This is a genomic window from Nocardiopsis sp. NPDC006832, from assembly GCF_040635885.1.
Taxonomy (GTDB): domain Bacteria; phylum Actinomycetota; class Actinomycetes; order Streptosporangiales; family Streptosporangiaceae; genus Nocardiopsis.
In genome coordinates this window covers 1-25,805 of the sequence record NZ_JBEYLC010000028.1, presented here as the reverse complement: position 1 = coordinate 25,805, position 25,805 = coordinate 1, and the positions used below count along the sequence as shown (strand labels likewise).

Annotated in this window: 20 protein-coding genes and 2 pseudogenes; 11 read left to right on the top strand and 11 right to left on the bottom strand. The window is 66.1% G+C overall.

Annotated features, from left to right (window positions below):
- Positions 1–2: 2 nt before the first annotated feature.
- The 9 genes from ABZ717_RS15080 to ABZ717_RS15040 all read right to left on the bottom strand — a co-directional run bounded on the left by ABZ717_RS15080 (position 3) and on the right by ABZ717_RS15040 (position 12,887).
- Complete coding sequence (locus tag ABZ717_RS15080) at positions 3–1,355, bottom strand: restriction endonuclease subunit S (protein ID WP_358509964.1); 1,353 nt, start codon at positions 1,353–1,355, stop codon at positions 3–5.
- The gene (locus tag ABZ717_RS15075) at positions 1,352–3,358 is read right to left on the bottom strand and encodes a class I SAM-dependent DNA methyltransferase (RefSeq protein WP_358509961.1); all 2,007 of its coding nucleotides are present in this window, start codon (positions 3,356–3,358) and stop codon (positions 1,352–1,354) included. Before ABZ717_RS15075 ends, ABZ717_RS15080 begins: the two co-directional genes overlap by 4 nt.
- Before the next feature lie 249 nt (positions 3,359–3,607).
- The gene (locus ABZ717_RS15070; protein WP_358509958.1) at positions 3,608–5,428 is read right to left on the bottom strand and encodes a tetratricopeptide repeat protein; all 1,821 of its coding nucleotides are present in this window, start codon (positions 5,426–5,428) and stop codon (positions 3,608–3,610) included.
- Positions 5,429–5,619: 191 nt separating this feature from the next.
- Positions 5,620–6,435, bottom strand: coding sequence for a DUF6879 family protein (locus ABZ717_RS15065; RefSeq protein ID WP_358509955.1), 816 nt, complete (start codon positions 6,433–6,435; stop codon positions 5,620–5,622).
- Between the two features lie 152 nt (positions 6,436–6,587).
- Positions 6,588–9,503, bottom strand: coding sequence for a type I polyketide synthase (locus ABZ717_RS15060; RefSeq protein WP_358509952.1), 2,916 nt, complete (start codon positions 9,501–9,503; stop codon positions 6,588–6,590).
- Entirely contained in the window at positions 9,500–10,231 is a 732-nt protein-coding gene (locus ABZ717_RS15055; RefSeq protein ID WP_358509949.1) for a class I SAM-dependent methyltransferase, read from the bottom strand. The genes ABZ717_RS15060 and ABZ717_RS15055 overlap by 4 nt, the downstream gene beginning before the upstream one ends.
- A 60-nt stretch (positions 10,232–10,291) precedes the next feature.
- Positions 10,292–11,611 carry a hypothetical protein gene (locus ABZ717_RS15050; RefSeq protein WP_358509946.1) on the bottom strand — a complete coding sequence of 440 codons (1,320 nt, stop codon included), beginning with the start codon at positions 11,609–11,611 and terminating at the stop codon, positions 10,292–10,294.
- A complete protein-coding gene (locus ABZ717_RS15045) occupies positions 11,608–12,414 on the bottom strand; it encodes a hypothetical protein (protein ID WP_358509943.1) in 807 nt (268 codons plus the stop codon). The genes ABZ717_RS15050 and ABZ717_RS15045 overlap by 4 nt, the downstream gene beginning before the upstream one ends.
- Positions 12,411–12,887, bottom strand: a complete 477-nt coding sequence (locus ABZ717_RS15040; RefSeq protein WP_358509940.1) for a roadblock/LC7 domain-containing protein — start codon at positions 12,885–12,887, stop codon at positions 12,411–12,413. Before ABZ717_RS15040 ends, ABZ717_RS15045 begins: the two co-directional genes overlap by 4 nt.
- Before the next feature lie 225 nt (positions 12,888–13,112).
- On the opposite strand from ABZ717_RS15040, the pseudogene ABZ717_RS15035 reads away from it, so the two are divergent.
- The 4 genes and pseudogenes from ABZ717_RS15035 to ABZ717_RS15020 all read left to right on the top strand — a co-directional run.
- Positions 13,113–13,376 (top strand): annotated as a pseudogene (locus tag ABZ717_RS15035) (helix-turn-helix domain-containing protein); the annotation flags it as partial.
- 273 nt (positions 13,377–13,649) lie between these two features.
- Positions 13,650–14,342: a transcriptional regulator gene (locus tag ABZ717_RS15030; RefSeq protein ID WP_358510102.1), complete on the top strand. Its 693-nt coding sequence runs from the start codon at positions 13,650–13,652 to the stop codon at positions 14,340–14,342.
- A 7-nt stretch (positions 14,343–14,349) separates the two neighbouring features.
- Positions 14,350–15,090 carry a 5-formyltetrahydrofolate cyclo-ligase gene (locus ABZ717_RS15025; protein WP_358509938.1) on the top strand — a complete coding sequence of 247 codons (741 nt, stop codon included), beginning with the start codon at positions 14,350–14,352 and terminating at the stop codon, positions 15,088–15,090.
- A gap of 137 nt (positions 15,091–15,227) precedes the next feature.
- Positions 15,228–15,500, top strand: a pseudogene (locus ABZ717_RS15020) (helix-turn-helix domain-containing protein); the annotation flags it as partial.
- A gap of 33 nt (positions 15,501–15,533) precedes the next feature.
- Here the strand turns inward: ABZ717_RS15020 and ABZ717_RS15015 are convergent.
- Entirely contained in the window at positions 15,534–15,758 is a 225-nt protein-coding gene (locus ABZ717_RS15015; RefSeq protein WP_358510099.1) for a hypothetical protein, read from the bottom strand.
- Between ABZ717_RS15015 and ABZ717_RS15010 the strand changes: the two genes are divergently transcribed.
- Positions 15,744–16,493, top strand: a complete 750-nt coding sequence (locus tag ABZ717_RS15010) for a hypothetical protein (RefSeq protein ID WP_358510096.1) — start codon at positions 15,744–15,746, stop codon at positions 16,491–16,493. The two genes, ABZ717_RS15015 and ABZ717_RS15010, sit on opposite strands and share 15 nt — an antisense overlap.
- Here the strand turns inward: ABZ717_RS15010 and ABZ717_RS15005 are convergent.
- On the bottom strand, positions 16,470–17,015 hold the full coding sequence (locus tag ABZ717_RS15005; RefSeq protein ID WP_358509935.1) for an NUDIX hydrolase: 546 nt from the start codon (positions 17,013–17,015) through the stop codon (positions 16,470–16,472). The two genes, ABZ717_RS15010 and ABZ717_RS15005, sit on opposite strands and share 24 nt — an antisense overlap.
- Before the next feature lie 934 nt (positions 17,016–17,949).
- Here ABZ717_RS15005 and fxlM point away from each other — a divergent pair.
- The 6 genes from fxlM (at position 17,950) to ABZ717_RS14975 (ending at position 25,526) form a co-directional block, all read left to right on the top strand.
- Complete coding sequence (gene fxlM, locus ABZ717_RS15000; protein ID WP_358509932.1) at positions 17,950–19,206, top strand: methyltransferase, FxLD system; 1,257 nt, start codon at positions 17,950–17,952, stop codon at positions 19,204–19,206.
- Positions 19,207–19,210: 4 nt separating this feature from the next.
- Positions 19,211–19,378 (top strand): FxLD family lanthipeptide, encoded by a 168-nt coding sequence (locus ABZ717_RS14995; RefSeq protein ID WP_358509929.1) that lies wholly within the window; start codon positions 19,211–19,213, stop codon positions 19,376–19,378.
- A gap of 93 nt (positions 19,379–19,471) precedes the next feature.
- A complete protein-coding gene (locus ABZ717_RS14990) occupies positions 19,472–22,513 on the top strand; it encodes a lantibiotic dehydratase (protein WP_358509926.1) in 3,042 nt (1,013 codons plus the stop codon).
- On the top strand, positions 22,510–23,667 hold the full coding sequence (locus ABZ717_RS14985) for a lanthionine synthetase C family protein (protein WP_358509923.1): 1,158 nt from the start codon (positions 22,510–22,512) through the stop codon (positions 23,665–23,667). Before ABZ717_RS14990 ends, ABZ717_RS14985 begins: the two co-directional genes overlap by 4 nt.
- An 81-nt stretch (positions 23,668–23,748) precedes the next feature.
- The gene (locus tag ABZ717_RS14980) at positions 23,749–24,690 is read left to right on the top strand and encodes a thiopeptide-type bacteriocin biosynthesis protein (protein ID WP_358509920.1); all 942 of its coding nucleotides are present in this window, start codon (positions 23,749–23,751) and stop codon (positions 24,688–24,690) included.
- Positions 24,691–24,821: 131 nt separating this feature from the next.
- Complete coding sequence (locus ABZ717_RS14975; RefSeq protein WP_358509917.1) at positions 24,822–25,526, top strand: phosphotransferase; 705 nt, start codon at positions 24,822–24,824, stop codon at positions 25,524–25,526.
- Positions 25,527–25,805 lie beyond the last annotated feature (279 nt).

The window sequence follows — 25,805 nt, the reverse complement described above, 5'->3', positions numbered from 1 at the left end:
CCTTAGCTCGCCTTCCTCGCCGTGCGCATGTCGATCTGTCCCGTCACCGCCGCCGTGATCAGCGCTGAGTGACGCTCCTTTGCCAACGCGATGTGCTCCTCGGCCTTGGCGATCAGCGCATCGATCCGAGCGGTCTGATCATCCAGACCATCGGCGATCTGACGCTGCACGTCTGGAGGTGGGAGGAACATTGGCATCGCCTCGAGCTTCTCCGCGGTCAGGTGCGGCATCGAGACAATGTTGCAGTAGGCGGTGATGAACCCCTTCTGCCTAGCCATGATCAAGAAGTAGGCCAAGTACCGACCATCGTTCTCCTGGAACGGCCGGATCCGATTGATGGAGTTCTGGAATCCCCAACCTTCGAGTGGCTCGGCAACGAACGCTGCTCGCCCGTAACCACCGATACCGCCTTCGACAACGACCACGTCGCCCGCTCGAAGATCGAGTGAGCGGAGTTCGCGAGGGTTGAACCACATCGACTTCGCATCGTCCAACGCCAGGACTCCGTCGGGCTGGACATTCGCTGCTCGCATGTACGGCGCAAGAACGTCCGAACCCTTATCGCTGCCCTGAAGCATCTTCCCGAGTGTCACCGCTCCGAAGTGCTTAACCTGTCCGCGCACCCATCCATCGGGCGGAGCACCGAGCCATGACGTCTCCTCGTCGTCGAGGCCCTCACCTAGGCCGAAACCGGTGACACCGGCAGCGATGATTCCCGAACGCCGCTCCCTCAGAAGCCCGATGAACTCCTCCTGCTTCGCTACGAGCGCGTCGATCTGAGCCGTCTCCTGGTCCAAGTAGTCGGCGATGGCCTGTTGCTCGTCGAGCGGCGGGAGCGGCATCGTGACCTTATTCAGATCAGTGCTTCGAATGCCGACGCGGGTCACACCCGCCGCCGTGACGCCCCACTGGCGTGCGATCGGCTCAGAGTTGAGCACCCAGTACAGGTACTTAGGAAGGACCCTTCGCAGATCGGGTCGGACGATGGCCAGGTGGTACCCGCAGATCAGGTCATCAGCTTCATACTCGACGAAGGCCGGGACGCCGATATCGTCTGCAGTTTCGGAGTCCTTAGTGATGAGCGTGTCGCCGACACGGATTCGGAACTTCTTGATCTGCTCCCGCTTAGCGGTAGCTGTCATGAAGTCGAGCGAGCCGACGATGGAGCCGTTCTTGTAGACGTCCACGTAGTTGCAGAGCCTGACGGGTGGCTGCCCCTCGACAGTGTGTTTGTCTACGTTACTCGTCCAGGCATCTGCGACCTCGAGCAGCCGAGCGCCTGCCCATCCTGACGGGATGCCCCCGAGCCACTTGTCGATCCGCTCTGCGACCGGGTCCGTAGCTTCGACACTCACGACTCCACCTTCCGCAACAAGGTCATGATCTCGCCAATGACACGCTCGAGGTCCGTGTCGATCTCCTCGAGCGGCCGGGGCGGCTCGTAGGTGTAGAAATGGCGAGTGAACGGGATCTCGTAGCCGGTCTTGGTCTTGTCCCAGTCGATCCAGGCATTGTCGATGTGCGGCTTCACCTCGGCGTTGAAATAGGCCTGGACGGTCTGCTCGAGGGCTTCATGAGTTTTTGGGTGCCCGCCCCAGCCGAAGGGGACGTCCTCTGTGTCGCGCAGCGCCGGATCCGGTTCCACCTCGCCCTTCCGCGCGCCCGAGGTGTACCGGCAGATGTCGGCGGTTTCATCGTGGACGCCGATGGTCTGCCACACTGCCTTGCGCTGGGCCGTCGTCAGACCGACACCGTGATCCCGGAGGTGACCGGCAAGTTCCTTGATGAACTTCTCCCGGTTCAGGTACGGCTGGTCGCCGAATGACTCCAGTGCTTCGGTGAGGCCAGCGATCTGGCCGAGCTTCTTGTGCTCGGCAACCGCTCCAATGGTCTCTGGTGTGCACTCGAAACGGAGCTGCAGCGGACGCTCGACCGTGACGGTCCAGTATGCGAAGTCACGGTTCGCGAACACCTTGACTGGCACCGTGGCCTCGTCAAGCTCGGCCTCGTCACCGATGAAGGCGCGCACGATGTCCTTACGATGCGCCTCGGAGATCTCGATCCGCTTCGAGCCGATTGACTTCCGCATCTTCGACCCCAGCCCCTTGGCGTCGATGAGCTGCACCGTGCCCTTACGCTTCGGAGACTTCGCATTGGACAGGATCCACAGGTATGTCGCGATACCGGTGTTGTAGAACATGTCGTTGGGCAGCGCCACGATGGCCTCGACCAGGTCGTTCTCCAGCATGTGGCCGCGGATATTCGACGGACCGGAGCCCGCACCGCCGTTGAACAGCGGAGAACCGTTGAGGACGATGCCGGCCTTACCGCCACGGCCCGTGCTGTCGACGTCGCGCATCTTCGACGTCGCATGCAGTAGGAACAGCATGGCTGCGTCACCGATGCCCGGCAGGCCCGGGGCGAAGCGGCCCTGACCGCCACGGGCGTGCTCGTTCTTCACGTCGGACTCGATAGCCTTCCAGTCGGTCCCGAACGGCGGATTGGACAGCACGTAGTCGAAGCCCTGGTTCTCGAACCGGTCGACGACGAGCGTGTCACCCTGACGAACGTTGGACGGGTCCTGGCCCTTGATGAGCAGGTCAGCTTTGCAGATCGCGTAGGTGCGCGGATTGATCTCCTGGCCGAACAGAGCCGTTGAGGCGTCGGGGTTGAGCCCGTGCAGGTGCTCGTCGGCGACGGTGAGCATCCCGCCGGTTCCGACCGTGGGGTCGTAGATCGACCGCACTGTGCCGCGATCACGCAGCGCCTCGGTGTCCTCCGCGTAGACGAGATCGACCAGGAGCCGCACAACGTCACGCGGCGTGTAGAACTGGCCGGCACCGTCGTTGGCGGACTCAGCGAACCGGTAGATCAGGTTCTCGAACAGGTCGCCCATGTCTGCGTTGGACACCGCATCCGGCGATAGGTCGATCTTCTCAAAGTGGCTGGCGACCTGGGCGAGACGCTCGCGGGCATCGAGCGTACGGATCACGGTCTCGAAGTCGAACGACTTGAACACGTCCAGGTTCGCAGAGAATCCACTGACGTAGTCGATGAGGTTCTCAGCCAGGTTGTTTGGGTCCTGCAGCGCTCTCTTGAGTGTGTAGTCACTCGTCGTCCAGAAGGACAGCCCCGCGCTGTCCGCGGTGCGGGTATTGAGCTTCAGATGCGTGCGCCGCTGTTGCTCTCCTGGGTACTGCACCATGATCTCGGCCATCACCTCGCGGTGCGGGGCCATAACGCACTCGAGACGGCGCAGCACTGTGAAGGGGAGGATGACCGAGCCGTACTCGGCCTCGGCGTACGGGCCTCGCAGGGTGTCGGCGACGCTCCATACGAAGCTGGACAGGACTGACACGACGGAAAGATCTCCTGGTCTAGGAAGGGAGTGGACGGCTCGCCTCAGCCTATCGGCGCGGTCCGACAGCCAAGAGACGTTAAGGGATATGGGCTCCTGACCTTGCCACGTGCTCAGGGAGGGGCGGGTAGTAACCGTTGGCCGTCGTCAGGGCGAGACTGTTTCGCGCCGAGTTCGATGGAGACCCTGATGTGTGCCGGGGTCGCCTCCCGTCACTCATGGTGAAGTTGCATCGATCCGATGGCCAAGTCATGAGACAGGTACTCCCAGCCCTCCCAAGCGGACCACGGCTTGTTTTATCACTGGGTGGCCGGGGGAGAGCAGCGCATGAACGCGCTGAAGGTAGTCGATCTCCTGGGAGCGGTCTGCGCGGGTGCGGGCGATGGTGGCCAGCTCCATGTACAAGGACGCCCGCTGATGCAGTGAACCCGACACTAAGGTGGAGGCCAGGCCCTCCAGCGCTAGCAGCTCGGCCACGGGGAGCAGCGCCGGGTCCTCTTCGTTCAGGAGCAGAGCGATCATGCCTTGGGTGTTGCGGGTGGCCTGGTAGATGTCGGGCGGATCCAGATGGAGCAGGTCCCGGTAGGAGGTGGTGAAGGCCGTCATGGCCTCTTGCGTTCGCCCTTGTTGGACGTGGATCTCGCCCAACCTGCGGGTCTGGAACGCGGCCCCGCGATGCTTACCCAACTCCTGGTGCAGGCGCAAGGACACGGTTTGGGCTTCCTCAGCCTCCTCCAAACGTCCAAGGCGTGCCAGCGTCGATCCGATCGATTCGTAGGCGGAGGCGACCCCTTGGGCGAACCCGGCTTGGTCGTAGGTGTCCTTGGCCTGCAGGTTGAGGTCGAGGGCGGCCTGCCAATCAGGGTGCAGGCTCGTGCTGAGCCGCTGCAGCATCAACCCCACCAAGCGCCCGTCCCCGGTGGGTCGCGCTACCTCCAGACCCCACTCGTACAGTTCACGGGCGATGAGCGGTTTGCGCAGTGTCACATAGGTGCCGATGTGATCCACGAACATCGCGACCTCGGGGCGGTTGAGCCGGTGCAGCAAGCGGGCCAGGGCGAGGATGTTGTCCAACTCGGCATCGGCCCACGCCAGAGCCTCATCACGGGTGGAGAACCACACCTCGTCCTCTTGAGCGGCGCGGGCCAGATGAATACCTTCGGTGTCGGCCCTCCACCGCCACACGTTCAGGACCAGATCCACCGCAGCCAACCGGACCCGATAGAAACCCGCGAGAGCCTCAACCATGGCCGTGTGCCTCTCCGGGGTGAGCCTGTCCGCCAGCGGTTGGCGTACCCGGTCGTGGACGGTGTACCGACCCCGGCCGAGGTCAACCAACAACGCCGCCTCCACCAGCGTGGTCAAGGTGTACTGGGCCTGCTCACGTGGGGCACCCAATAGGGCGGCGGTCACCTCGGCGGTGACGAACGAGCCGGGGAAGGCCGCGATGAGGACGGCAGCGGTCGCGGTCTGCTCGGGCAGGTCGGTGAGGATCGTGGAGATGCGGTCGGGCACCAGGTTCTCCTGTTCGGTTTCGGTCAGCGGGGTGTACAGGTCACGCGCCAGCGTGGCGGCGGTGAGGGTCGCGGCCAGCGGCGATCCACTGGCGGAGGCGACGGCTTCGTCGAGTACTCGGCTGGGGATGGGGCGGTCGACCAGGCGGTTGATGAGGTCGCCCACGGTCTGGTCCGGCAGGCCCGCCAGGTGCGCGATGCGTCCGCCGGTGGCCACGAGTTCGTCCAGTCCGTGGTGGGCGGTGGCGATCCCGGCGCAGTCTGGCCCGGCCGGGAACAGCGCATGAACGGCCTCGGCGGTGGCCTGTTCGACCACCACGAGCAGACGCTGGTGCGCGGTGGCGGTGCGCCACAGGGCTTCGAGTCCTCCAGAGCTGTCGGGGAGGTAGGTGTGGCCCAAGGCGAGGAGCCATCCCCGCAGGATGGTGTCGGAATCGGTGGTGGACAGATCCGCGTACAGGGCTCCGTGGGGCCATCGGTGCTGGTGCTTATGCCCCCATGCGGTGACCAGCGCTGTTTTCCCGATACCGGAGGGGCCCTGTACGGCGACCCGCATGGGTCCGTGACGGATGCTCCAGGACCGATCGAGCCAAGCACGTGCTTGGTCGCGGTCCAAGAACAACCGCGGCGCCGGAAGCTGACGTGGAACCACTGGTTGGGGCGTGGGAGTGGTGTGGATATGGAGGCCACCGCCATGCACGTCACGCATCTGCACGACCACTCCGGACAACCCTTGTACGTTGTTGGTCAAGCCGCCCCCTGGAGCGGGTGCCGCCAACGGGTGAAGCCGATCAAGGACAGCGCCTGCCGGTCACTGGCCCAGGTCAGGAACTCATGTAGGGCCCCGGACAGGCCCGGATCCTGGATGCGCAGCGCCCCGGTACGCGACCCCAGGTGGGTGTGGCGGCGCGCGTAGACCACGCCTGGTAGCACTTCCAGGTCGGGAAGACTGCGCCGGTGTTCCAGGTGGGTGCACTTCCACGCGGGCAACACCCGTACTTGCCCCCCGGCGGCGACCACGTGCCGGTACCGGGCCAAGCAGTACCGTCCGTACCCGGACAGGGGTTGAGCGGGTACCCAGAGGGTGCGCCGGAGTACGCCGCGGGCGCGAAGCCGGGCGTTCTCCTGCTCCCACCGGGATTGTTGCTCGGCCAGGACTTGTTCGGCTCGCTCGGTCTCGCCCTGGTACCAGGCCTGCCAGGTCGGCCAGTCCGGTGGGCAGTGATCGCGACGGGCCAGCGTCCACCACGTCCCGGCCGGCGCGTGGTCGAGCTCGGCGGTCAGCTCCGGCTCGGTGATCAGCTCCCCTTCGGCGCTGTCCAACCGGTCGAAGAGCGTGAACTCGGGGTGGCGGCGTTGGCAGTAGGTGATGACCGAGTCGGTCCGGTAGGAGAACGTTCGGGTTCCCACACGGTGGGCGACCAGGGAGCCTTCATCGACCCGGAGCCTGAGCGTGTGTCGGGTGTGACCGGTCAGCGTTTGCGTATCGGTGGGGGAAAGATAGGTGCGGGCGTCGACCATCAAACGTGTGCGTTGCTGAAGCCGGTGGGTTTCAGAAGACATCTCTTCAGGAGGTCCTTGTCGCAGGGTCGGTCAGGCGGGCCAGAGCCAGGCCTTGAACGGTGTACTCGGCGGGAACCGGTACCAGGTGAGTGTGGTCTCGCCCCGGCCCCTTGCACGGGGCGAGACCACGGTGAGGCGAGCTGCCCTCCGGTTCAGGGGAGGAAGGACGGCGCCTCTTCCTGGGAGGGTCCGTGTGGCCGGGGCAGGAGTTCGACCAAGGTGGTGGCCACCTGCTGCCAGGTACGGTCCGGCAGGAACAGCCGGATGTCGACCTGTGCCCACGGCGGTACTCGACGCAGACGAGTGAGGAGATGGAGCAGGCTCTGGCTGTCCAACCCGGTCTCGGCCCAGGTGCTGTGCGGGTCGAACCCTTCGGGCAACGGGGTCAGGCGCCCGAGTTCTTCGGCCAGGTGCGCCAGAACCTGGTCAGGAGCGGGAGCGATCACCACATCGGGTTGTTCCGAAGGGGACGGGTACTCGGTGTGGTCCCAACCTGGTCGAACCACCAGGTGTGGATGGGCGCGTCCGGTCGGCCTGGTGGGGGTGAGACCGGCGGTGTACAGCTCTCCGAGTCCTCGGGCGAACTCGGCTGGATCACTGGTGATGGCGACGGTGGTGGCGTCGGGGAGGGTGTGGTGGATGTGTTCACTCAGCAGGGCACGGGGACCGATCTCCACGAACACCACCGGCCGATCCTGGTCGAGTTCTGCGGCTGCGGCCAGTGCTTCGGTGAATCTGACCGGGCATCGAGCCTGCTCGGCCCAGTACCCGGCACCCCACCGGCCCGAAGTGTCGCTGGGGTGGTCGGGGTGGGCGGTGGAGATGATCGGTACTCGGGCAGGGCCGCTGACGAGCCCGGCCAGGGCTTCACGGAGCGCGGGCACCACGGGGTCGACAGCGGGGGAGTGCGCCGGGATCACATCTGCGACCGGTGTGCACCACACCCCCTGGTCTTCCAATCGAGCGTGAAGGTGGTCGAGATATGCGGAGGGGCCAGCCACCACCTGCACCGCGGGCGCACTGTAGGAGGCGACGGTGATCCGACCGCCGTACAGGCCCAGGGCCGCCTGAACCTGGTCGATATCGGCGCGGATGACCAACATGCCACCGGTCCCGTCCAACCTGCCGAGCAGGTGACTGCGTTCGGCCAACACCCGGGCCGCCGCGTTCAAGTCCAGGACTCCGGCGGTGTGGGCGGCGGCGATCTCCCCGACCGAATGCCCCAACACCAGGTCGGGGACGATACCGCGCTCGGCCAACACCGCGGCGAGCCCGAGCTGAATCAGGAAGGTGCAATGCTGGGCATCGACAAACCCGTCCAGGTCATCACCCGGCCACCACACCGGATACCCGGTGTGGTGGGACAGGGCCGCCCGCGCCTCCTCCACCGCTGTGGCGAAGGCCGATAGCCGCACCAACTCCGAACCGGCGTCCGGGTAGTGGCCCCCATGCCCGGAATAAACGAACACCACCCTCGGGCGCACGGCGGGCACGGTGCGCGGGCCGATGACGTTCGGATCGGGTGTGCCATCTTGGAGGTTGCGCAACCCTTGCACCAACGTCCCCAAATCGGCAGCGGTCACAGCGGATCGGACACGAGCATGAGCACCGCGTGCCAGACAGGTATCGGCCACCACCCCCACCGACCCCACCCCAGGGGCACCAACCGCCAGACACCCCGCAGTCGCGGACAGCGCGGTGGGGGAGTGAGCCGAGACCACGACGGTCTCCGGCAACGACATCGGATCCTCATCCATTGGCGGCTCCGTCACCGGGGCCTGAGAGATGAGGGCGTGAGCGTTGGACCCACCGAACCCGAACGAGGACACTCCCGCCACCCGCACCGAACCGTCGTCTTCGGTCCACGGCTCCACCTGGGCCAGCGGTACCCGGACCTGTTCTTCCAAGCCCTTGCGCAGGCTCTGGTGGCCTACGGTGGGTGGAATCTGCCCGTGGTGGACGGCGAGAGCGGCGGCCATCACCCCGGTGACCCCGGCCGCCCCTTCCAGATGGCCGAGCGCACTCTTGACCGACCCCACCACCACGGGACCCTTGTGGCCGAACACCTCGGCGATACCGGCGGCTTCAACGCGGTCCCCGGCCTTGGTCCCGGTCCCATGCGCCTGAATCCACCCCACCTGATCGGGAGCCAGGCCGGCATCGGCCAGAGCTCGCCGGAGCGTCGCGGCTTGACGCCCCCTGCGCGGAGCCAACAGATGCGGCGCAGCACCGCCGTGCCCGACCCCGGTTCCGGCCACCTGCGCCCACACCCGGTGACCACGTTCGGCCGCGAGTTCGGCGCGGATCAGGACCAGAACGACCGCGCCCTCGGAGCGCACGTACCCATCCGCCCTCTGGTCGAAGGGCTTGCACCGTCCCTCAGGGGACAGGACCCCGCTCTCGACGAAGGAGGTGGTGATCACCGGGTTGGTCAGCACGTTGGCCCCGGCCACCAGCGCAAGGTCGACCTCGCCCGCGCGCAGGTCGCGCACCGCGTAGTGCAGGGCACTCAGCGAGGATGAACAGGCGGTGTCCATGGCCAGCGAAGGCCCGTCCAGGTCCAGATGGTGGGAGACGCGGTTGGCCAGGATCGCCATCCCCGCACCCGATGCGGTGAACACCCCCGCCCGATTCCTCGCCCCGAAGTTGATGGCGGCTTGATCGATGGAGGCCGCCCCCACGTACACACCACTACGGGAACCGGCCAACGATGCGGGGAGGAGCGCGGCATCGGCCAACGCCTCGTAGGCGACTTCCAGCAACCATCCCTGTTGGGGGTCCATCTCGGCTGCCTCGTCCGCGCTGATACCGAAAAAGGCGTGGTCGAAGACGTGCTCCACCACCCCCGCGTGGAACGGATGCTCAGGTATCTGGTCGGGGTGCAGGTGGGCGACCATCCGCTCCCACCGCTCCTGAGGGATACGGGATACACAGTCGCGTCCCTCGGTCAGGGTCTTCCACAGCAGGTCGGGGGAGTCGATGCCGCCGGGCAGGCGGCAGCCCATACCGATGATCGCCACCGTCCCACCCGGCTTATCCGGTCGAGCTTTCATGTTCGTGGAGGTCATCGGCGCGGCTCCTTGGCCACCCACACCCCGGCCGCGCCCATCACGGTCAACTCCACGCTGGCGAAGTGCAGATCCAGCATGGCGCGTAGGTCGGTCAACCGGTCGCCGGTGTTGTGGAAGATGTTGCGCCCGGGCTGGTTGTAGACGTGTTGGAGACGGCGGGCGAGGTGGTTGTTGTGGGTATGCGGGTCCTCGACTCCCAGGAGGGTGGAGCCGATGAACACCCCGCCCTGGCTGAGCACACGGGCGGCCTCGGTGAACGCGGTCTGCTTGTGCCGCAACGAGGCACCGGGGACACAATGCAGGACGTGGAACATCCCCACCGACCCGACCGACGCATCCCCCAAGGGCCACGGAGCGGTGAGGACGTCGTGCCGGTGCGGGATGACCAGCCCATGCTCGGCCAACCGGGGAGCGCAGTAGTCCAGGGGGCCATCGTTGAGGTCCATCAGGTGAATCTGCCGCAACGCCGCGGACACCGGTTCTCCAGAAGACCCCGCCGGGGCGGGGGAGCGGAGAAGGAAATGCGCGTCGGCCGGACCCACCTCCAGGTGGGTGGGGGTCATCAGTGCGGCGTACAGGTCCAGGAGGTGGTCGTTGTCGACCTTCCACGCCAGTTTGTGGGACAGGCCCACCACCAGGCGTCGGTAACGGCGCAGGTTCCGAGGGCTGTACAGGCGGGGGTTGGGTACCGAACCCGTTCGGGCTTGGGGGGTGTTCTCAGACATGGCGAAGCAACGCCTTCCGGCTCGACGAAGGACAAGGAGGAAGTGGGTGCGGGCGGGGGTTCAGAGGGTGAGCAGGTGGTTCATCCGAGCGGGATCGTCCAACCCGGCCGACCACGCCGCCGCACCCTCAGGGGTGGACACGGTCTCGGTGAAGCCCCGGAGCACGTGGTCGGGAAGCGCTCCGCTCCAGTAGGCGGTGACGAACCCACCGAAGGTGGCGGTGTATTGGCCATGTCGGGCCCAGTAGGCCTCCCACGCCCCGGTCAGGAAGTCAGCGTGGAATGGCGCCCGGCCGTGTTGGCGGAGCTGGTCGCGCAACGTGGTGGCCACCCAGGTCGAGGCTCCGGCACCTTGCCCGGAGGCGTGCTCCACGGTCATCGTGGCGTCCCCGATCCCCACCACCGGGGCCCCTTGGATGGTGGTCACGGGTCGACGCACCTGCGGATGCACCTCACGCACCAACTCCGACCCCGCGATCACCACCCCCTCAGAGCACTCCTGAGCCAAGTCCGGGGCCAGTCGGGCGAGTTGGGCGAGCACATGAGCCCAGGCACTCCGGGCGTGAGCGCCATGCCGGCGCGGCAGCCCCGCGCCTGTCTCGCCCCCCTCTTCTGGGGAAGCGGCCGTCGGGGTGGGGTCCAGCGGGGTTCCAGGGCGTGCCATGACCTGAACACACACCGCCGAATACGGGGTGACATGCATCGGCGGTGCGTCGATAGCCGAAAGAGAGCGCACCTGGAAGGGGGAGAGGGCATCGACCGTGAGCACGGGATAGACCATGACCTCACCCCAAGGACAGGAGAGGACCTCCACACGGTGCGGGAGTCGCTCTTCGGGCACGGCCAGATGGGCCTGGACCACCACCCGATCGGTCGCCCCACCCGACCGATCCGGATCCGGGGCGAACAAGTGCCGCAAGTCGCTGTCGCTACCAGGGGCAACGACCACCAAGTCGTGCAACCGAGTGGAGGCGAACCCGGACACATCCGCAGAAGTACAGGCCCGCTCGTGGACCCGCCCGCCGCGCCCGGCCACGTGTTGGAGCCAGTAGGCGCTCTTGAGCCGGTGATCGATGGCCACCGCCGGACCCGGCAACGGTGCGGTGAAACCGAACCCCTCCCCGTGAGGAGGAACCATACGCATCCGCACCTCGTGCGCGGGCGGGGCGGTGTGCTGCCACAACCCCAAACCCAACGCCAGCTCGGTGGCGTGCACCGAGGGCAAGGTCAGTTGGGTCAGCCCCGCCGGATTGCCGAGAATCTCCGCAGTGGGGTGGCGGGTGAACACGTCCACGCGCCAGTCGTCTTCCAGCAAGCCGGTGGCCAGGGTCAGAGCGGAGTGGCCCGACCCGAAGATCACCGCACGGGGTGGCGTGGTCATCGGCGGCCTCCGTTCATCAGCGTCGAGCACAGATCCATCAACGCTTCGCACACACCACGCCTGTACACGTCACCGATCACCACCGGGGTGTGGTCGGGCAGCCCCATGCAGGCGCGCACCATATCGGTGTCGACCTCGCCTTCGGCGTCGTGGTGGATCAACACCACGACGGGCACACCGGCGGCCCGTAGTGTCGACAGACTCTCCCGGGTACTGGTCAACTCCTTGGGGGAGGGGCCGGTGATGACCACGGCACCGAATGCTTCCCGGCAGGCATCGCTCCACACCGAGCTCCCGCTACCCAGGCCGCTGACCCCCAAGGCCAACATGTCCAGATCCGGAGCGATGCGCCTGGTGGCGACCTCGACACAGGGATCGTTCTGCAAACGCCAAGGACCTTCCTGGGCCAGGGAGGCCAACGCGAGGTGGGCCTGTTCTCGATCGGTGCCGACGACAAGCAACTTGACCACTGCGACCGCGACCGGCACCTGCCGCTCGAGCGCGGCCCAGGTACGCAGCCGCTCGGCCCGGGCCGGAGCACACACCGACCGCACCAGGTCCAGCTCCGCCAACTCCGAGAGCACCACCCCGATCACCGCCGCAGAGTGGCCGGTGCGAGCGGCCACCTCGGCGACCGTTATCGCGCGCTGGGACTCCCGGCACACCCCAAGCGCATGACAGAACACCTCCGGAAGATCCGGAGAGTAGGAGGCGGACACATCCGGATTGGCCTCGAACACCGAATGCATGAGAACCCCGGCCGAGGGACGGACCAACAGCGGCGCGGGTACCAGAGTGTTCACCGTGCTCCCTCCGTCAAAGGCTGTGCAACCGCTGGCACCGAAACCAGGTCCTGGGGGAGCAGGTGAACTGTGCGCGAGCAAAAACGGGTGATGCCATAGGCGATCTGTTGCAGATCTCCGACGTGGTCGGAGAACAGCCCCAGCCCGAAGGCGGGCGACAACGGTGCCAGGACGAGCGCTCCGGAGCGGTAGCGCACCACGATCGTTTCTGCCTCGCCGCGATCGGTGAGCCGACCCATGCCGCGAGAGAGCAACAGCACGTTGGTCATCACCGCGGTGACACTCTCGGCACTGACCTGGCCCAGGCCACCGGAGCGGAGCAAGTGCAGGCCATGGGTACCGAACACCACCCCATAGGAGGCGCCAGTGTCCTGGACCAACTCGTCCAAGGACGGTTGGAGCTCAGCGCAATGTTCGGGATCAGGCGTGGCGGTATTCAACAGTCGTGGTGGTACGGGGGTTGTGGTCGACATGGACAGCAGTCTCGAACCGAGCGTGCCGGTGAACCTATGCGTGTGCGCATGGCTTGGCGTTCGAATTCATGCGTGCTGTTCGATTCATCCAGGTTGACGAGCCCGAACGCCTCATCAACCGGCTGATGGTTCCACTAAAAGCCCTCAACGGTGGGCGTTGTGGTGGTTACGGTGGGGATATCTCGGTTACACCCCTCTACCCCCAGGCGACGGAGGAAGCCCTCGATGCGTTGCGGTAACTGCGGGCGTGCTCGCGATGGGTCGCGGGGCGCGTGTGCGTGTATCCCGTCGTGGGTGTGGCGAGAGCCGGCGATGTTGGCCGCAGTGCGTGAACGGGATGCTCAGAGGGTGATTCAGTTCCTGCGCCGCAGGGTGAAACATCTATCTCAGGAAGCGTTGGCGCGGATGTGCGGGGTGGCGCAGAGCACCATCACCCGCGCCGAAGCAGGGAAGGGGTTGACCGACCGGCGCCGGGCCTACGAAGCCCTTCGTGGGCTCGGAGCACTGGGCACCGAACAGCTCCCATCGCGCAGCGGCGCACGAGAAATACCACGTTCAACGTTCAGAAAACCGGTGCCGCGCCAGAGCATCGATGTCGAGGAGTTGGCTCTGGGCCTCCTCCTGCTGGAGCGGGACTACCAAACGGTGCCCTCGACGGTGGTTCTGGCGCAGGCTGGAGAGCTACATGGAAGATTGACCCACCACCCAGGGTTGGCCCGTCATTCCACTGCACAAAAACTCCGAGCGCGCTCCTGCTTGCTTATGGGCAAGCTGGTCTGGGACGCGTCGCAACGTCGAGAATCTCGTGTCGCCACCGCCTACCTTGACGAAGCCATCGCCACGGCACGGGCTGTTGGTGATGAGCACACTCTGGCCCAGGCACTACTGCGCAAGTCCTTCATCCCCCTCTACAATCCCACCGGCGACCATCACCTGGCGATGCACACCGCTCACCAAGCCATGAGAGCGGCACCCGAGGCCCCCGAGCTCCAGGCGCTCGCGGCACTGCACGTGAGCGAGGCCCACGCTCGTCTCGCCCGACCCCGTGAGGCTTCTCGTTACCTCGACATCGCCGATGACTACGCACGCACCGACCAGGACCTCGACAACACCGCATGGGAAGGGCGCAGACTGCGGATCGCTGGATCGGTGTACCTGGCTCTGGGCCGCCCCACCCACGCGCGCGACCTCCTCGAGCAAGCCGCTGACCAGCTGAGCGAACGCCCCAAATCTCGGGGCATCGTTCTCGCCAACCTGGCCCTGGCCCACGTACGCCGACGTGAGCCCGACGCCGCCGCCACCGCGCTCAACGAGGCCATGGACGTCGCGCACACCACCCGCGCCGGCGGGGCGACCTCCCTCATCGCCACCGCGCTGAAAGAACTCAACGCCTGGCGCACCGCACCCGCCGTCGCAGAAGTCCAAGGTCGGTTCATCGACCTGCTCACCCGTTAGGACCCTCATGAACTCGATCAGCCCCGATGCCCAGGCAAAGAACCATCTCCGAGAGAAGATGTGGGCACTTCTGGATGCTGAGAACATCGGACGAACCGGCGCGGTACACGGCAAGATCCCGAACTTCTATGGCGCCGACCAAGCCGCCCGGCTGCTCTCCCAACATCCCGGGTGGACCGCCGCTCAGGTCGTCAAAGCGAATCCGGACAAGGCACAGGCAGAAGTACGCCGAGCCGCAGCGGAGGCGGGCAAGCTGCTGTACATGGCGGTGCCCAAGATCGCGACCGAGGACCCCTTCTACCTGATCGACCCGCAGAAGCTGTCCACCGCGCCCGAGATCGCGTCCTCCGGAAAACTCGCAGCGCAGCACGCCCCCCGAACCCACCCTGAGCGGATGCGACCCCTAGACGTCATCGTCTGCGGAAGCGTCGCGGTCAACCCCAACGGCGTACGCATCGGAAAGGGTGCAGGCTACAGCGACATCGAGATGGCCCTGCTCGCGCAGGCGGGGTTGGTCACCGATACCACCCTCATCGTCACCACCGTGCACTCGTTGCAGGTCACCGATGAGCCGATCCCGGAATCGGAGCACGACGTGAGCGTGGACCTCATCGTCACTCCCGAGGAAGCCATCCCGTGCCCACCCAAGCGCCGCCCCTCCGAGATCCACTGGGAGTCCTTGACAGAGGACAAGGTCAGCGCGATCCCCATCCTCCAGGCCCTGCGAGAAGGCGGCAGGAGGACATGACGGTGTCCATCTCCTCCGAACTGCTATCACCTTCTCACCCACGGGTCTTCGCTCGGTGGATTCTTTCGACCGTTTTCTTCCGGTAAAGCACCTCAAGCACACAGCGAGAGGTTCCAACGACTTCGGGAGGCTCCAGGATGCGTTGCGGTAACTGTGGGCGCGCTCGTGATGGATCACGGAACGCGTGTATGTGTATCCCGTCATGGGTGTGGCGGGAACCGGCCATGGTGGCCGCGGTGCGTGAACGTGATGCTCAGAGGGCGATCCAGTTCCTGCGTCGCAGGGTGAAGAATCTGTCTCAGGAGGCTTTGGCTCGGATGTGCGGGGTGGCGCAGAGCACCATTACTCGCGCCGAAGCAGGGAAGGGATTGACCGACCGGCGTCGGGCCTACGAGGCTCTCCAAGGTCTGGGTGCACCCTTGAGTGATGGCCACCCCCGAACGTCATCGGACTCGATGGGAGCTCTCCTTCCTTGGGGGAACACTTCTCTTGACCAAGGGCGGCCCGTCGTCGCCCATCAACTGCATGAGCGCCTGGAACTCCAAACGGTCGATCACGCCCTGGTCCTGCTTCTTGAGCAACAGACCCAGAACCTCCGACTGATCGACCGGAAACTGGGGGCGCACTTCCTCCTCGCACAGAGCCAGGCCCACGTGCAACAGATGCATGACCTGATGAACTGCACGCTTCCAGGAACAGTACGCCGTGTACTGGCGCGAGTACTTGCTGAAGCCGCTTCCCTGACTGCCTGGCAGGCCCTGGACTCAGGGCAGCCCGCAACTTCCTGGCGCTACTACGAAACAGCCAAAGCCGCCGCTAGAGAGAGTGAAGACCCTGCGGTCTTGGCGTACGTGAGCGCTGAGCAGATCTATGTGCTCATGGACAGTGACCGACGTCGTGAAGCCCTCGCCATCATCACCGCCATCAACCATGGAAAAACTGGGTCCTTACCACCACTCCTGCGCTCGTGGTTGTGGGCCGCAGAGGCGGAGGTCCACGCTGCGCTGGGAGAGAAAACGCAGCCTCGGAAAGCCTTGGACCGAGCCTTTGCGATCCTGCCTTCGGAATCGCATGATCCCGCGCTGCCCTTCCTCATGCTCGACCAGACCCACCTCTTGCGCTGGCGGGGCCACTGCCTGGCACGGCTGGGCGACACACAGGCGATCAACGATCTGACGGCTTCACTGAACGAGATCATCCCCCTCGGGCTGGGCCGGACCGAATGCGGACTACGCACGGATCTCGCATTGGCCTTCACCACCAGAGGCGAGCACACGTTGGCGCGAGAACAAGCGAAAAGTGCTGCCGTGTTGTCCGAGCGCTCCGGGTCACTCCGCCAACGGGCCCGCTTGAAGCGGTACTTCGGGAGCCGTGTCTTGCTAGAAGGACAAAAGGTGAAGTAGAGCGATGAGGGTACCTGAGCTCTGGATTTGGCCTTCGCTGATCAGGGAACGGACCTTGGCCAGAGGAACCCACACGTAGATGCCTTCGTCGAGCTCGGTCGGATCGGTGGTCGAAGAAATACTACGACTGACGAAAACGTGATGAGGGCTGCGGACCATCCCGATCATCGGCTCGAACGTGGCCACATGCTCCACTGAAGTGACCTGGTGGCCGGTCTCCTCCAGGGCCTCACGGATCACTGTTTGCCCGGGGTCTTCGTCCGGATCGACCAGGCCTCCGGGCAGTTCCCACCCCCATACATCGGGGACGAACCGGTGCCGAAAACTCATCAGCACTTGTTCCCGGGCTTCGTCCAGGATCGCGATCATGGCTGCGGCAGGGAGGGTGACGGTGTGGTGTTCGAACCTGGTGCCCGAGGGGGTGGTGACTTCGGCTTTTCCCAATCGCACCCACGGATTGTCGTAGAGGGTGCGCTCGCCGTGCACAACCCAACGGTCCTGGTTTCCCTCGGTCGTGTCCATGTACCGAAGCTATCGCGGCGGGGTCTGTTGAACATCTTGGAGCAGGTATGCCCCACTTGAGCCTGCCACGGAGGAAGACCAGGGTGAAGTCGGCGTGGAAGCGCGCCGATGCTCTGCGGAGTTCCGGGTTCGATGTCGGGGATGTAGCGCCACGCGGTGATGACCCACCTCTGATGCAGCAGTGGAGTGGAAGACCCTTCGCCCACCTGTGTCGTGGGTGGTTCGCGTTCGCACAGCCAACGGGCGAGCGATAGTTCCCGGGCCGCCCGTTGTATTTGGTCGCGCGCGCAGATGCGCACGACCAATCCCTGCCCAGGGAGGTGGACGGAGGCGTTCTCTCCCACGGGCCCGAGAACCCGTGCTCCGCGACTCGACCAACCGAACTCGGCCTTGGTCTCGCTCACGATGCGCAGTGCCGTCTTGGCTGTCAAGGATGGCGGTGATTCGACCACATGGTCACTGTACGTCCCCAAGTCATCGGTCGACCCGAATCAAGAAACTTATTCGCGAGAATAATCCCAGTTCAGGGCGCCTAAATCGAACGCCGCGCATGAATCGAACGTGAAAATTATGCACATGCGCATAGGAAGACCGGGCCGCTTCTCGGAAGACTGCTGGCACCGAGCGATCCAGCGAAAAGAGCAACCGTGTCGGAACAGGCATCCGGCGCGCGATCCACGGGAAAACGCCACGCACCAGGGGAGATCGATTCATGCCTGATACGACCACCATCGCCCAGGATGAGGCAGATCAGCCTGGGAGGTGGTGGGCTGGCTCGTCTGTGAGGGCTACTTCTCCGACACCTCTGGAAACCCTCGCCTTTTCACCACACACAGTGATGGCATCGCGATGGTCGTGCCGTTGCCACACGTGAGACCGGGCGGCTCCGGGACGTCTGCCGCTGATACCTACCCGTATGGAGAGAAGAGATCTCGTGACCGAACCGACCGTTGACACGAACCGGGCTACTGAACTCCGCAGGCAGCTCACCGAGGAGCTCAAGGCGGACGGACTGATCCACACAGGCCCGGTCGAGCGGGCCTTCCTCACGGTTCCGCGTGAGCGATTCGCCCCGGAGGTGACCTTGGCGGAGGCCTACAAGAAGGGCGTGGTGGTCACCAAACGCGACGAGCACGGCACCACCATCAGCTCGGTCTCGGCCCCGCAGATCCAGGCGACCATGCTCGAACAGGCCCGGTTGGACAAGGGGATGCGGGCCCTGGAGATCGGGTCAGGCGGTTACAACGCCGCCCTCATGACCGAACTGGTGGGACAAGACGGTGAGGTCACCACGCTCGACATCGACCCCGACGTCACCGACCGCGCCCGCGCCTGCCTGAAGGACGCCGGGTACAACGACGTCAACGTCGTCCTGGCCGATGGTGAGGATGGCTGCCCCCAACACGCCTCCTACCAGCGGATCATCGTCACGGTCGGAGCCTGGGACATCCCTCCCGCGTGGATCGACCAGCTCACCCCGGACGGAACCCTGACGGTTCCGCTGCGCATGCGCGGTCTGACCCGCTCGGTCACCTTCGTCCGCCAGGGCGCCCACCTGGTCAGTACCTCCGCGAAGATCTGCGGCTTCGTCAAGATGCAGGGCGCCGGCGCCCACACCGAGCGGCTGCTCCTGCTGCGGGGACAGGAAATCGGCCTGCGGTTCGACGACGGGGAGCCCGCTGACCCTGACCAGCTGAGCGGCGTGCTGGATACCGAGCGCATCGAGGCGTGGTCGGGGGTGGAGATCACCGCCTCGGAGCAGTTCGACACGCTCCAGATGTGGCTCGCCACAGCTCTGGACGGGTTCTGCCTCCTGAGCGTGGACCGCGCCCTGGACACCGGAGTGGTCTCCCCGCAGAACAGGATGGCCTGCCCGGCCGCGGTGGATCGGGACAGCTTCGCCTACCTGGCCGTACGCAAGACCGAAGCAGAGGGCGAGGCCCGTTTCGAGTTCGGAGTCCACGCCTTCGGCCCCCGCGCCCGTGAGGTCGCCGAACCCATGAACGCGGCGATCGCCGCCTGGGGACGCAGCCACCGCAACGGCCCCGAGCGCATCAGCTTCTACCCGGCCACTACCGACCCGAAGGACCTTCCTGAAGGACGAGTCCTGCCCAAGCAGCACGGGTCGGTCGTCATCTCCTGGCCCGACGAGGGCCAGGCCGCATCACACAACCCCGACGAAAAGGAGTAACCCCATGGTGAACCCCCTGGCCCCCAACGCCTTCGACGACTTCACGCTCGACATCCAGGTGGTGGAGGAAGCCACCCAGCCGCTGCCCGGCCTGCTCCGCAGCACCAGTGACGGCTGCGGTTCCACGTGCGACGGGACCGCCTGCGTGTCCTTCGTGAGCGACCCGGCCTAACACCGGTATCGCTCCCCGGCGGGTTCGGGCGATGCTCTCGCCCGGACCCGCCGCTCCCCCTTGTACGCAGCGAGACAGGCAGGACCCCTGCTGATGCCACCGAGAGCGGACCGCACCCTGTACCACCGGGCAGGACCACCCCTGATCCGGGCCACGACCTACCCCCACGACCTCCGATTGCCCGACGCCCCGGATCTGCCAGGTGCGCCTGAGAACGCGGTCGAACAGGGGAGCCGTTGGTTGAGGCACGTGTGGCGCGACGAACGCCTCCGCAAAGCCATCCAGCACGCCAGCCCCGTCCTGTCCGAGCAGATCGAACGGGTGGCGGCCGGACACACCATTGACGCACGCCGTGCACGCCGCCTGGTCCGCTCGCTGGGCTCCTACGTGCTGCGCTGGCAGGGCAGGGCCACTCCGTTCGGTCTGTTCGCCGGGGTGGCCGAGGTGAAAGCGGGCCCTCAGACACGGGTGCGCTGGGGCGATGGCCACCGCACGATCGCCCGTGCCGGTGCTGATTGGCTGGAGGGGGCCGTGGACCGGCTGGAACAGCAGCCCCGGCTCCTGGACCGGGTAACCGTGATCGCCAATGCCACGGCGTTCGCCCGAGACGACCGGCTCGGCATCCCCGGTCTGCCCAGCTCCCAGCGACCCAGGGAGATGGCACCCCAAGAGGTATCGATCCGCCACACCCCGCCCGTGCGCGCCGCCATGGCCGCGGCCCGCGACCCGCTGCCCTTCGGGGAACTCCTCACAGCCTTGGCCGCAGAGCATCCGAACGTTCCGCACGAACAGATCCGGGTCTTGTTGGCCGCACTGGTGGCACAGAACTTCCTGATCACCAGCCTTCGCGCCCCGATGAGTGAGCCCGACGCCCTCGCCTACCTGTGCACCCACCTGGACAAGTACGGAGCCGAGGAGCTTCCTGAGACGGCCGACATCGTCAATGAACTCCGCGAGACCCACCGGGGCCTTGAACTCCATCGGCAGCCACTCAGTGAGGTCGGGTCGGTCGTGGACACGGCGCTGGACGCCAGCATCACCCTGCCGGAGAACGTGCTCCGGGAAGCCGAAGCAGCCGCATCCGCGCTGATCCGCCTGAGTCCCTACCCCTACGGCTATCCGCGGTGGAAGGACTTCCACTCCAGGTTCCGGGAACGCTACGGCCCAGGAGCCGCCATCCCGGTGGTCGAGGTCGTCTCCGATGCCGGTTTGGGGCTGCCCGCCGACTATGTCGGCTCTGCGCACACCAGCGCTCGGCCGGCCCTGACCGAGCGTGACCAGTACCTGCTCGCCCTTGCTCAAGAAGCTGCCCTCAGCGGCCGAACAGAAGTGGTCCTGACTGACAGCATGGTCGATGAGATCGCCCTGGGGGAACCGCAGGAGGTGCTCGCTCCCTCCAGGGTCGAGCTCTCCTTCCAACTGCACGCCCCCTCAGCAGGGGCCGTGGACCGAGGGGACTTCCGGCTTCTGGTCACCTCGGCTCCGCGACCGGGCAGCAGCATGGCCGGCCGGTTCGCCCACCTTCTGTCCGCCTCCGCGCGGTCCGGCCTCACCGAGAGTTACACGTCCCCTGCGGATCCGGACACGGTCACCGCGCAGCTGTCCTTTCCGCCACGTCAGCGGCGTACAGCGAACGCTGTCCGCACTTCCCGGCTCCTGCCCGTGATCATCCCCCTGGCAGAACACCACGTGCCCGGTGGCGCCGTCATCGGCCTACATGATCTCGCCCTGACCGCCGACGCGCGCCACCTCAGGCTCCTCCAGATCTCCACCGGCCGCTACGTCGAACCACGGGTGACCCACGCACTCGAGGCCGCCATGCTCACACCTTCGCTGGCACGGTTCCTCGCCGAAGCCCCGGCTGGTCGCTGCGCCGTCTACCAAGCCTTCGACTGGGGAGCGGCGTCATCCCTGCCCTTCCTGCCCCGCCTTCGACGCGGGCGTATCGTCCTGGCCGCTGCCCGGTGGAGGCTGAGTACGGATAGCCTCCCCGACCCCGGGGCACCGAACTCTGCCTGGGTGAAGGCGTTGAACACCTGGCGGGAGCGCCTGAGGGCACCTGCGGATGTCGTCATGTGCAGCGCGGAAATGCGCCTCCCCCTGAACCTGGATCGCCCGCTGGACCGCGAGGTGCTGCGGGCACGACTGGAGCGCACCGGCACTGTCGAACTCCGTGAAGGACCCGCCCCGGACTCCAACGGCTGGATAGGGCGCGCCCACGAAATCCTCGTCCCCTTCCATCGCACGACCGCCGCCCCTCCACTGCAGACCGAGCGACCGAGCACGCCCGTCACACCGTCAGAACAGGGGAAGCTACCGGGGTTCTCCGACGTGGTCCACACACAGATCCACGGACACCCCGCTCGCCAGGACACCATCCTCCTGCGACACCTGCCGGACCTGGTCAACGAGTGGCCGGAGCTGCACTACTGGTGGTTCGAACGACACCACGACCTCACCCACCCCGACCGGGACCAACACCTCGACCTGTACTTCCGCCTGCGCTCGGAGCGGGAGTACGGCGACGCCGTCACCCGGATCGGAGCCTGGGCCGCCGCCCTTCGCAGCCACGGCCTCGTCCCGCACTTCCAACTGGCCACCTATCACCCGCAGACTGGACGCTACGGACACGGAACGGCCATGAGCGCCGCCGAACGGCTCTTCGCCGCGGACTCCGCAGCAGCCCTGGCCCAAGCGGCGTACACCGCACAGGCGGGTACTCCCGGGGAGGTGGTCACCGTCGCCGGGATGTACGACCTCGCCACCTCCTACGCATCCAACGCCCGGGAGGCCACCGAATGGCTCGTCGACAACCTCCCCCACGAAGCACCAAGGCTCGACCGCACCGTGCGAGACCAGGCACTCCTCCTCACTGACCCCGACAAGAGCCGAGAAGTGCTCCAAGCGCTGCCCACCGGGCAGGAAGTGCTCCAGGCCTGGCAGCACCGACGCACCACCTTGAGCGACTACCGATCCCACCTGGCCTTCCAACGCGACCCCGAATCGGTGCTGCGCTCCCTGCTGCACCTGCACCACACCCGCGCACTCGGCACCGACCCGAAGCGCGAACAACTCACCCACCACCTCGTCCGGGCCGCCGCCCAGCGCGACCTCGCCAGGAAGACCACCCGATGAGCGCCCAGACCGCAACCCCCACCGCGCCATCCCAGTCCCTGGCCACGGGCGCCATCGGCACCGCACTGATGCACATCGAGCGCGCCCACACCGGCCAAGGAAGCTGGGAAGGAGCCCACAACCAAGTCCACAAGGCGGCCGCAACCCCGGTCAGCGCGGCAGACGAAGCATGCCTGTACTTCGGAGCCCCCGCATTGGCGTTCGTCCTGCACACAGCCCAGGCCGATGGAGTGCCCCGCTACGCTGCGGCGACAGAGCGCATCGACTCAGCAGTGAGGCGCCTCGCCCACCGCCGACTCGACCTCGCACACGCCCGCATCGACAGCGCACGACCCGCCGCCTTCGCCGAATACGACCTCCTGCACGGACTGACCGGGATCGGCGCACACCTGCTCCACCACGACCCCACCAATGACGCACTCGGCCGCATCCTCACCTATCTGGTCCGTCTCACCTGCCCTCTGGTCATCGATGCGCGGCGACTCCCCGGCTGGTGGGTCCATCACGACCCCCAGCGCGGAACCTCCGCCCACTTCTCCGGCGGCCACGCCAATCTCGGGATCGCCCACGGCATCACCGGTCCGCTCGCCCTACTCGCCCAAGCGCATCTGCGCCAGATCACCGTCGATGGGCAGGGCGAGGCCATCGAGCTCATCTGCGCGTGGCTGGACTCCTGGCGCCGGGAAAACGACACCGGCACCTGGTGGCCACAGTGGGTCACCTCCGAATCGTTGCGCAACAGACGAACCGACCAGAGCGGACCACAGCGCCCCAGCTGGTGCTACGGCACACCCGGCCTGGCCCGAGCCCAACAACTCGCTGCCCTCGCCACCGCCGACACCGACCGCCAACGCATGGCCGAACAGGCCTTCGCCGACTGCCTCGCTGACCCCAACCAGCTCGCCCGCGTCCACGACCCTGGCCTCTGCCACGGCTGGGCTGGCCTGGCCCAGGCCGCGAACCGCGCCGCCACAGACGCGCTCACCCCGGCAATCGCCCACCACCTGCCGTTCCTGAACGACCGCCTCGACCAGGAACAAGCAGACACAGAAGGGTTTCTCGACGGACAGGCGGGAGTCACCCTGGCCCAGATGACCGCAGCGCAAGGCCTGCCCCGGGTCACCGGGTGGGACGCCTGCCTACTGATCAACTGACCCGCCCCGCATCCCAGTAAGGAGAACAACGCCGTGGAAAACTCCGACACCGGGCACCCACTCGCCCAAGGAGTTCTCGAGGTGCTCTCCGGGACCCCACCGGAGAGCGCCGCCTCCCGCGCCGGAGTGGAAACGGACCACCTCGCGGAGGCAGTCCAGGCCTACACCGAAGCGGGCGCCACCGCCCTCCAGATACAGGCCGAAGAGCACGGCTGGCACCAGGCCCACATCGAGTTCACCGACTGGCAGATGGCCGAAACCACGGTGACCGAACGACTCACACCCCGACTCCACCACGCCGAACAGTCAGGACTCGTGGACTCCTGGTGGTTCATCCGCAAAGCCCCCTGCTGGCGACTGCGCCTGCGGCCCAGTGACACCACCACTCCCGGCGACGACCTGCTCAAACGAATCCTCGACAGCTTCTCCACCCCAGAGGCCACCATCCGTTGGCGACGAACCGTCTACGAACCCGAAACCCTCGCCTTCGGGGGACCCGCAGCGATGCACACCGCCCACGACCTCTTCCACACCGACAGCCGCGCGATCCTCGACTACCTCAACGCACACGCAACCGTCCTTGGCCGCCGTGAGCTGTCGACGATGCTGTGCGGCGCTCTTTTCCGAGGCGCGGACCAAGACGAGTTCGAGCAAGGCGACATCTGGCACCGCATCACGCGAATGCGCCCCCTCCCCAAGGACGTTCCGCCTGAGCGCATGCCAGAACTGAGCGCCCCCCTGCGCCGACTCCTCACCGCCCACCACCCCACGCAATCCCCGGACAACCCCTTGGCGTTCACCGCGCCCTGGATACTCGCCTTCGCCTCCGCCGGACAAGCACTATCCCAAGCCGCGCACACCGGAACCCTCCAACGCGGCCTACGCGCCATCCTGGCCCACCACGTGATCTTCCACTGGAACCGCATCGGCCTAACCGCACGCACCCAGAGCATCCTCGCCCACGCAGCCCACACCGCACTGATGGACACCGAACCGGGTAGCGCCCAAGGGACCAGATGCTGACACACCCCGACCCCAAGACCGCCGCCCGGATGAGAGCGGCACACACACGCGCACGAGCTGCGCTCCACGCCACGACCACCTCAGACCCGGAGGAGGTATGGGGGTGGCGTGGGCGAACCCTGAGCCGACCGGTGACCACAGCACACGGCCCGGCATGGCTACGCCTGGCCTGCGCCCCGACCGACCGGATCGCCACCACCTTCTGGAACGGATCCGTTGAGGCCGAACGGGCCATGCCCACCACGCTGCCCCGCCCCAAGCTGCGCGACCTGCACGACTGGAACGAGGGCCCCTGGTCCTACCGGGCCGAGCTGTACGACAGGGCCTCGTCTCCTGCCGCTTCAAAGTCGGCAGTACTAACCCACGAGCCCGACCTGCCACCGAGCTGGTGGGACGGGCTACGCAGAGCCCTGCACACGATCTCTCGGGTGCGGACACACCGGCGCACCGCCTTCCAGCCCTTTCTCGACCACGCCATGCCCCGTTACCTCGGGGCACCCGTCGACACCGTCGCTCCCTCGTGGTCGACCGCCCACGGAGACCTCCACTTCGCCAACCTCGGCGCCCCGGCCCTCACCCTCTTTGACTGGGAGGGATGGGGACTGGCTCCGACCGGTTACGACGCGGCCATGCTGCACAGCTACAGCCTGCTTGTACCCTCTGCGGCCGCACGGATCCGAAAGGAACTGGCACACATCCTCGATACCCCCGCTGGGCGGTTCGCCGAGCTGGTCACCATCACCGAACTCCTGCACCTTACTGTCAGGAGTGAGGAAACCGACCTCCGAACTCCCCTCCTCTGGCGCGCCTCGCACCTTCTTGAACGGGTCCGCTGAGTACCCCTGCCGCGGTTGTTCGGCTTCTGTCTATCTTTGCCGCTTCGCGCCCTGGGAAGTTGTTTCAGTGTTCCTCAATGGGCCGTTGATTGCGTGTCGGAAGATTCTAGAAAGAATTTCTTAGAGAGCCTTTTGGTGCATGCTCCGGTGACTCAGGAGTCCACTGAGGTGATCTCAGTGACTGGGAATCTGCAGGAACCCGACAATCAAGACGAGGGGTGCATTCATGGGTGAACTTTCGTTCCCCTGACACAGGCGTGGAGCCCCAGGTAGAAGGCG

Excerpts from the sequence above, each read along its gene's own strand:
- ABZ717_RS15005 (WP_358509935.1), bottom strand. The coding sequence starts at position 17,015 with ATGGACACGACCGAGGGAAACCAGGACCGTTGGGTTGTGCACGGCGAG.
- ABZ717_RS15025 (WP_358509938.1), top strand. The coding sequence starts at position 14,350 with ATGAACTCGATCAGCCCCGATGCCCAGGCAAAGAACCATCTCCGAGAG.
- ABZ717_RS15050 (WP_358509946.1), bottom strand. The coding sequence starts at position 11,611 with ATGACCACGCCACCCCGTGCGGTGATCTTCGGGTCGGGCCACTCCGCT.
- ABZ717_RS15070 (WP_358509958.1), bottom strand. The coding sequence starts at position 5,428 with ATGCGGGTCGCCGTACAGGGCCCCTCCGGTATCGGGAAAACAGCGCTG.
- ABZ717_RS14990 (WP_358509926.1), top strand. The coding sequence starts at position 19,472 with ATGCCACCGAGAGCGGACCGCACCCTGTACCACCGGGCAGGACCACCC.
- ABZ717_RS14995 (WP_358509929.1), top strand. The coding sequence starts at position 19,211 with ATGGTGAACCCCCTGGCCCCCAACGCCTTCGACGACTTCACGCTCGAC.
- ABZ717_RS15060 (WP_358509952.1), bottom strand. The coding sequence starts at position 9,503 with ATGACCTCCACGAACATGAAAGCTCGACCGGATAAGCCGGGTGGGACG.
- ABZ717_RS15015 (WP_358510099.1), bottom strand. The coding sequence starts at position 15,758 with ATGCATCTGTTGCACGTGGGCCTGGCTCTGTGCGAGGAGGAAGTGCGC.
- ABZ717_RS14985 (WP_358509923.1), top strand. The coding sequence starts at position 22,510 with ATGAGCGCCCAGACCGCAACCCCCACCGCGCCATCCCAGTCCCTGGCC.
- ABZ717_RS15065 (WP_358509955.1), bottom strand. The coding sequence starts at position 6,435 with ATGTCTTCTGAAACCCACCGGCTTCAGCAACGCACACGTTTGATGGTC.
- ABZ717_RS15030 (WP_358510102.1), top strand. The coding sequence starts at position 13,650 with ATGGGCAAGCTGGTCTGGGACGCGTCGCAACGTCGAGAATCTCGTGTC.
- ABZ717_RS15055 (WP_358509949.1), bottom strand. The coding sequence starts at position 10,231 with ATGTCTGAGAACACCCCCCAAGCCCGAACGGGTTCGGTACCCAACCCC.
- ABZ717_RS15040 (WP_358509940.1), bottom strand. The coding sequence starts at position 12,887 with ATGTCGACCACAACCCCCGTACCACCACGACTGTTGAATACCGCCACG.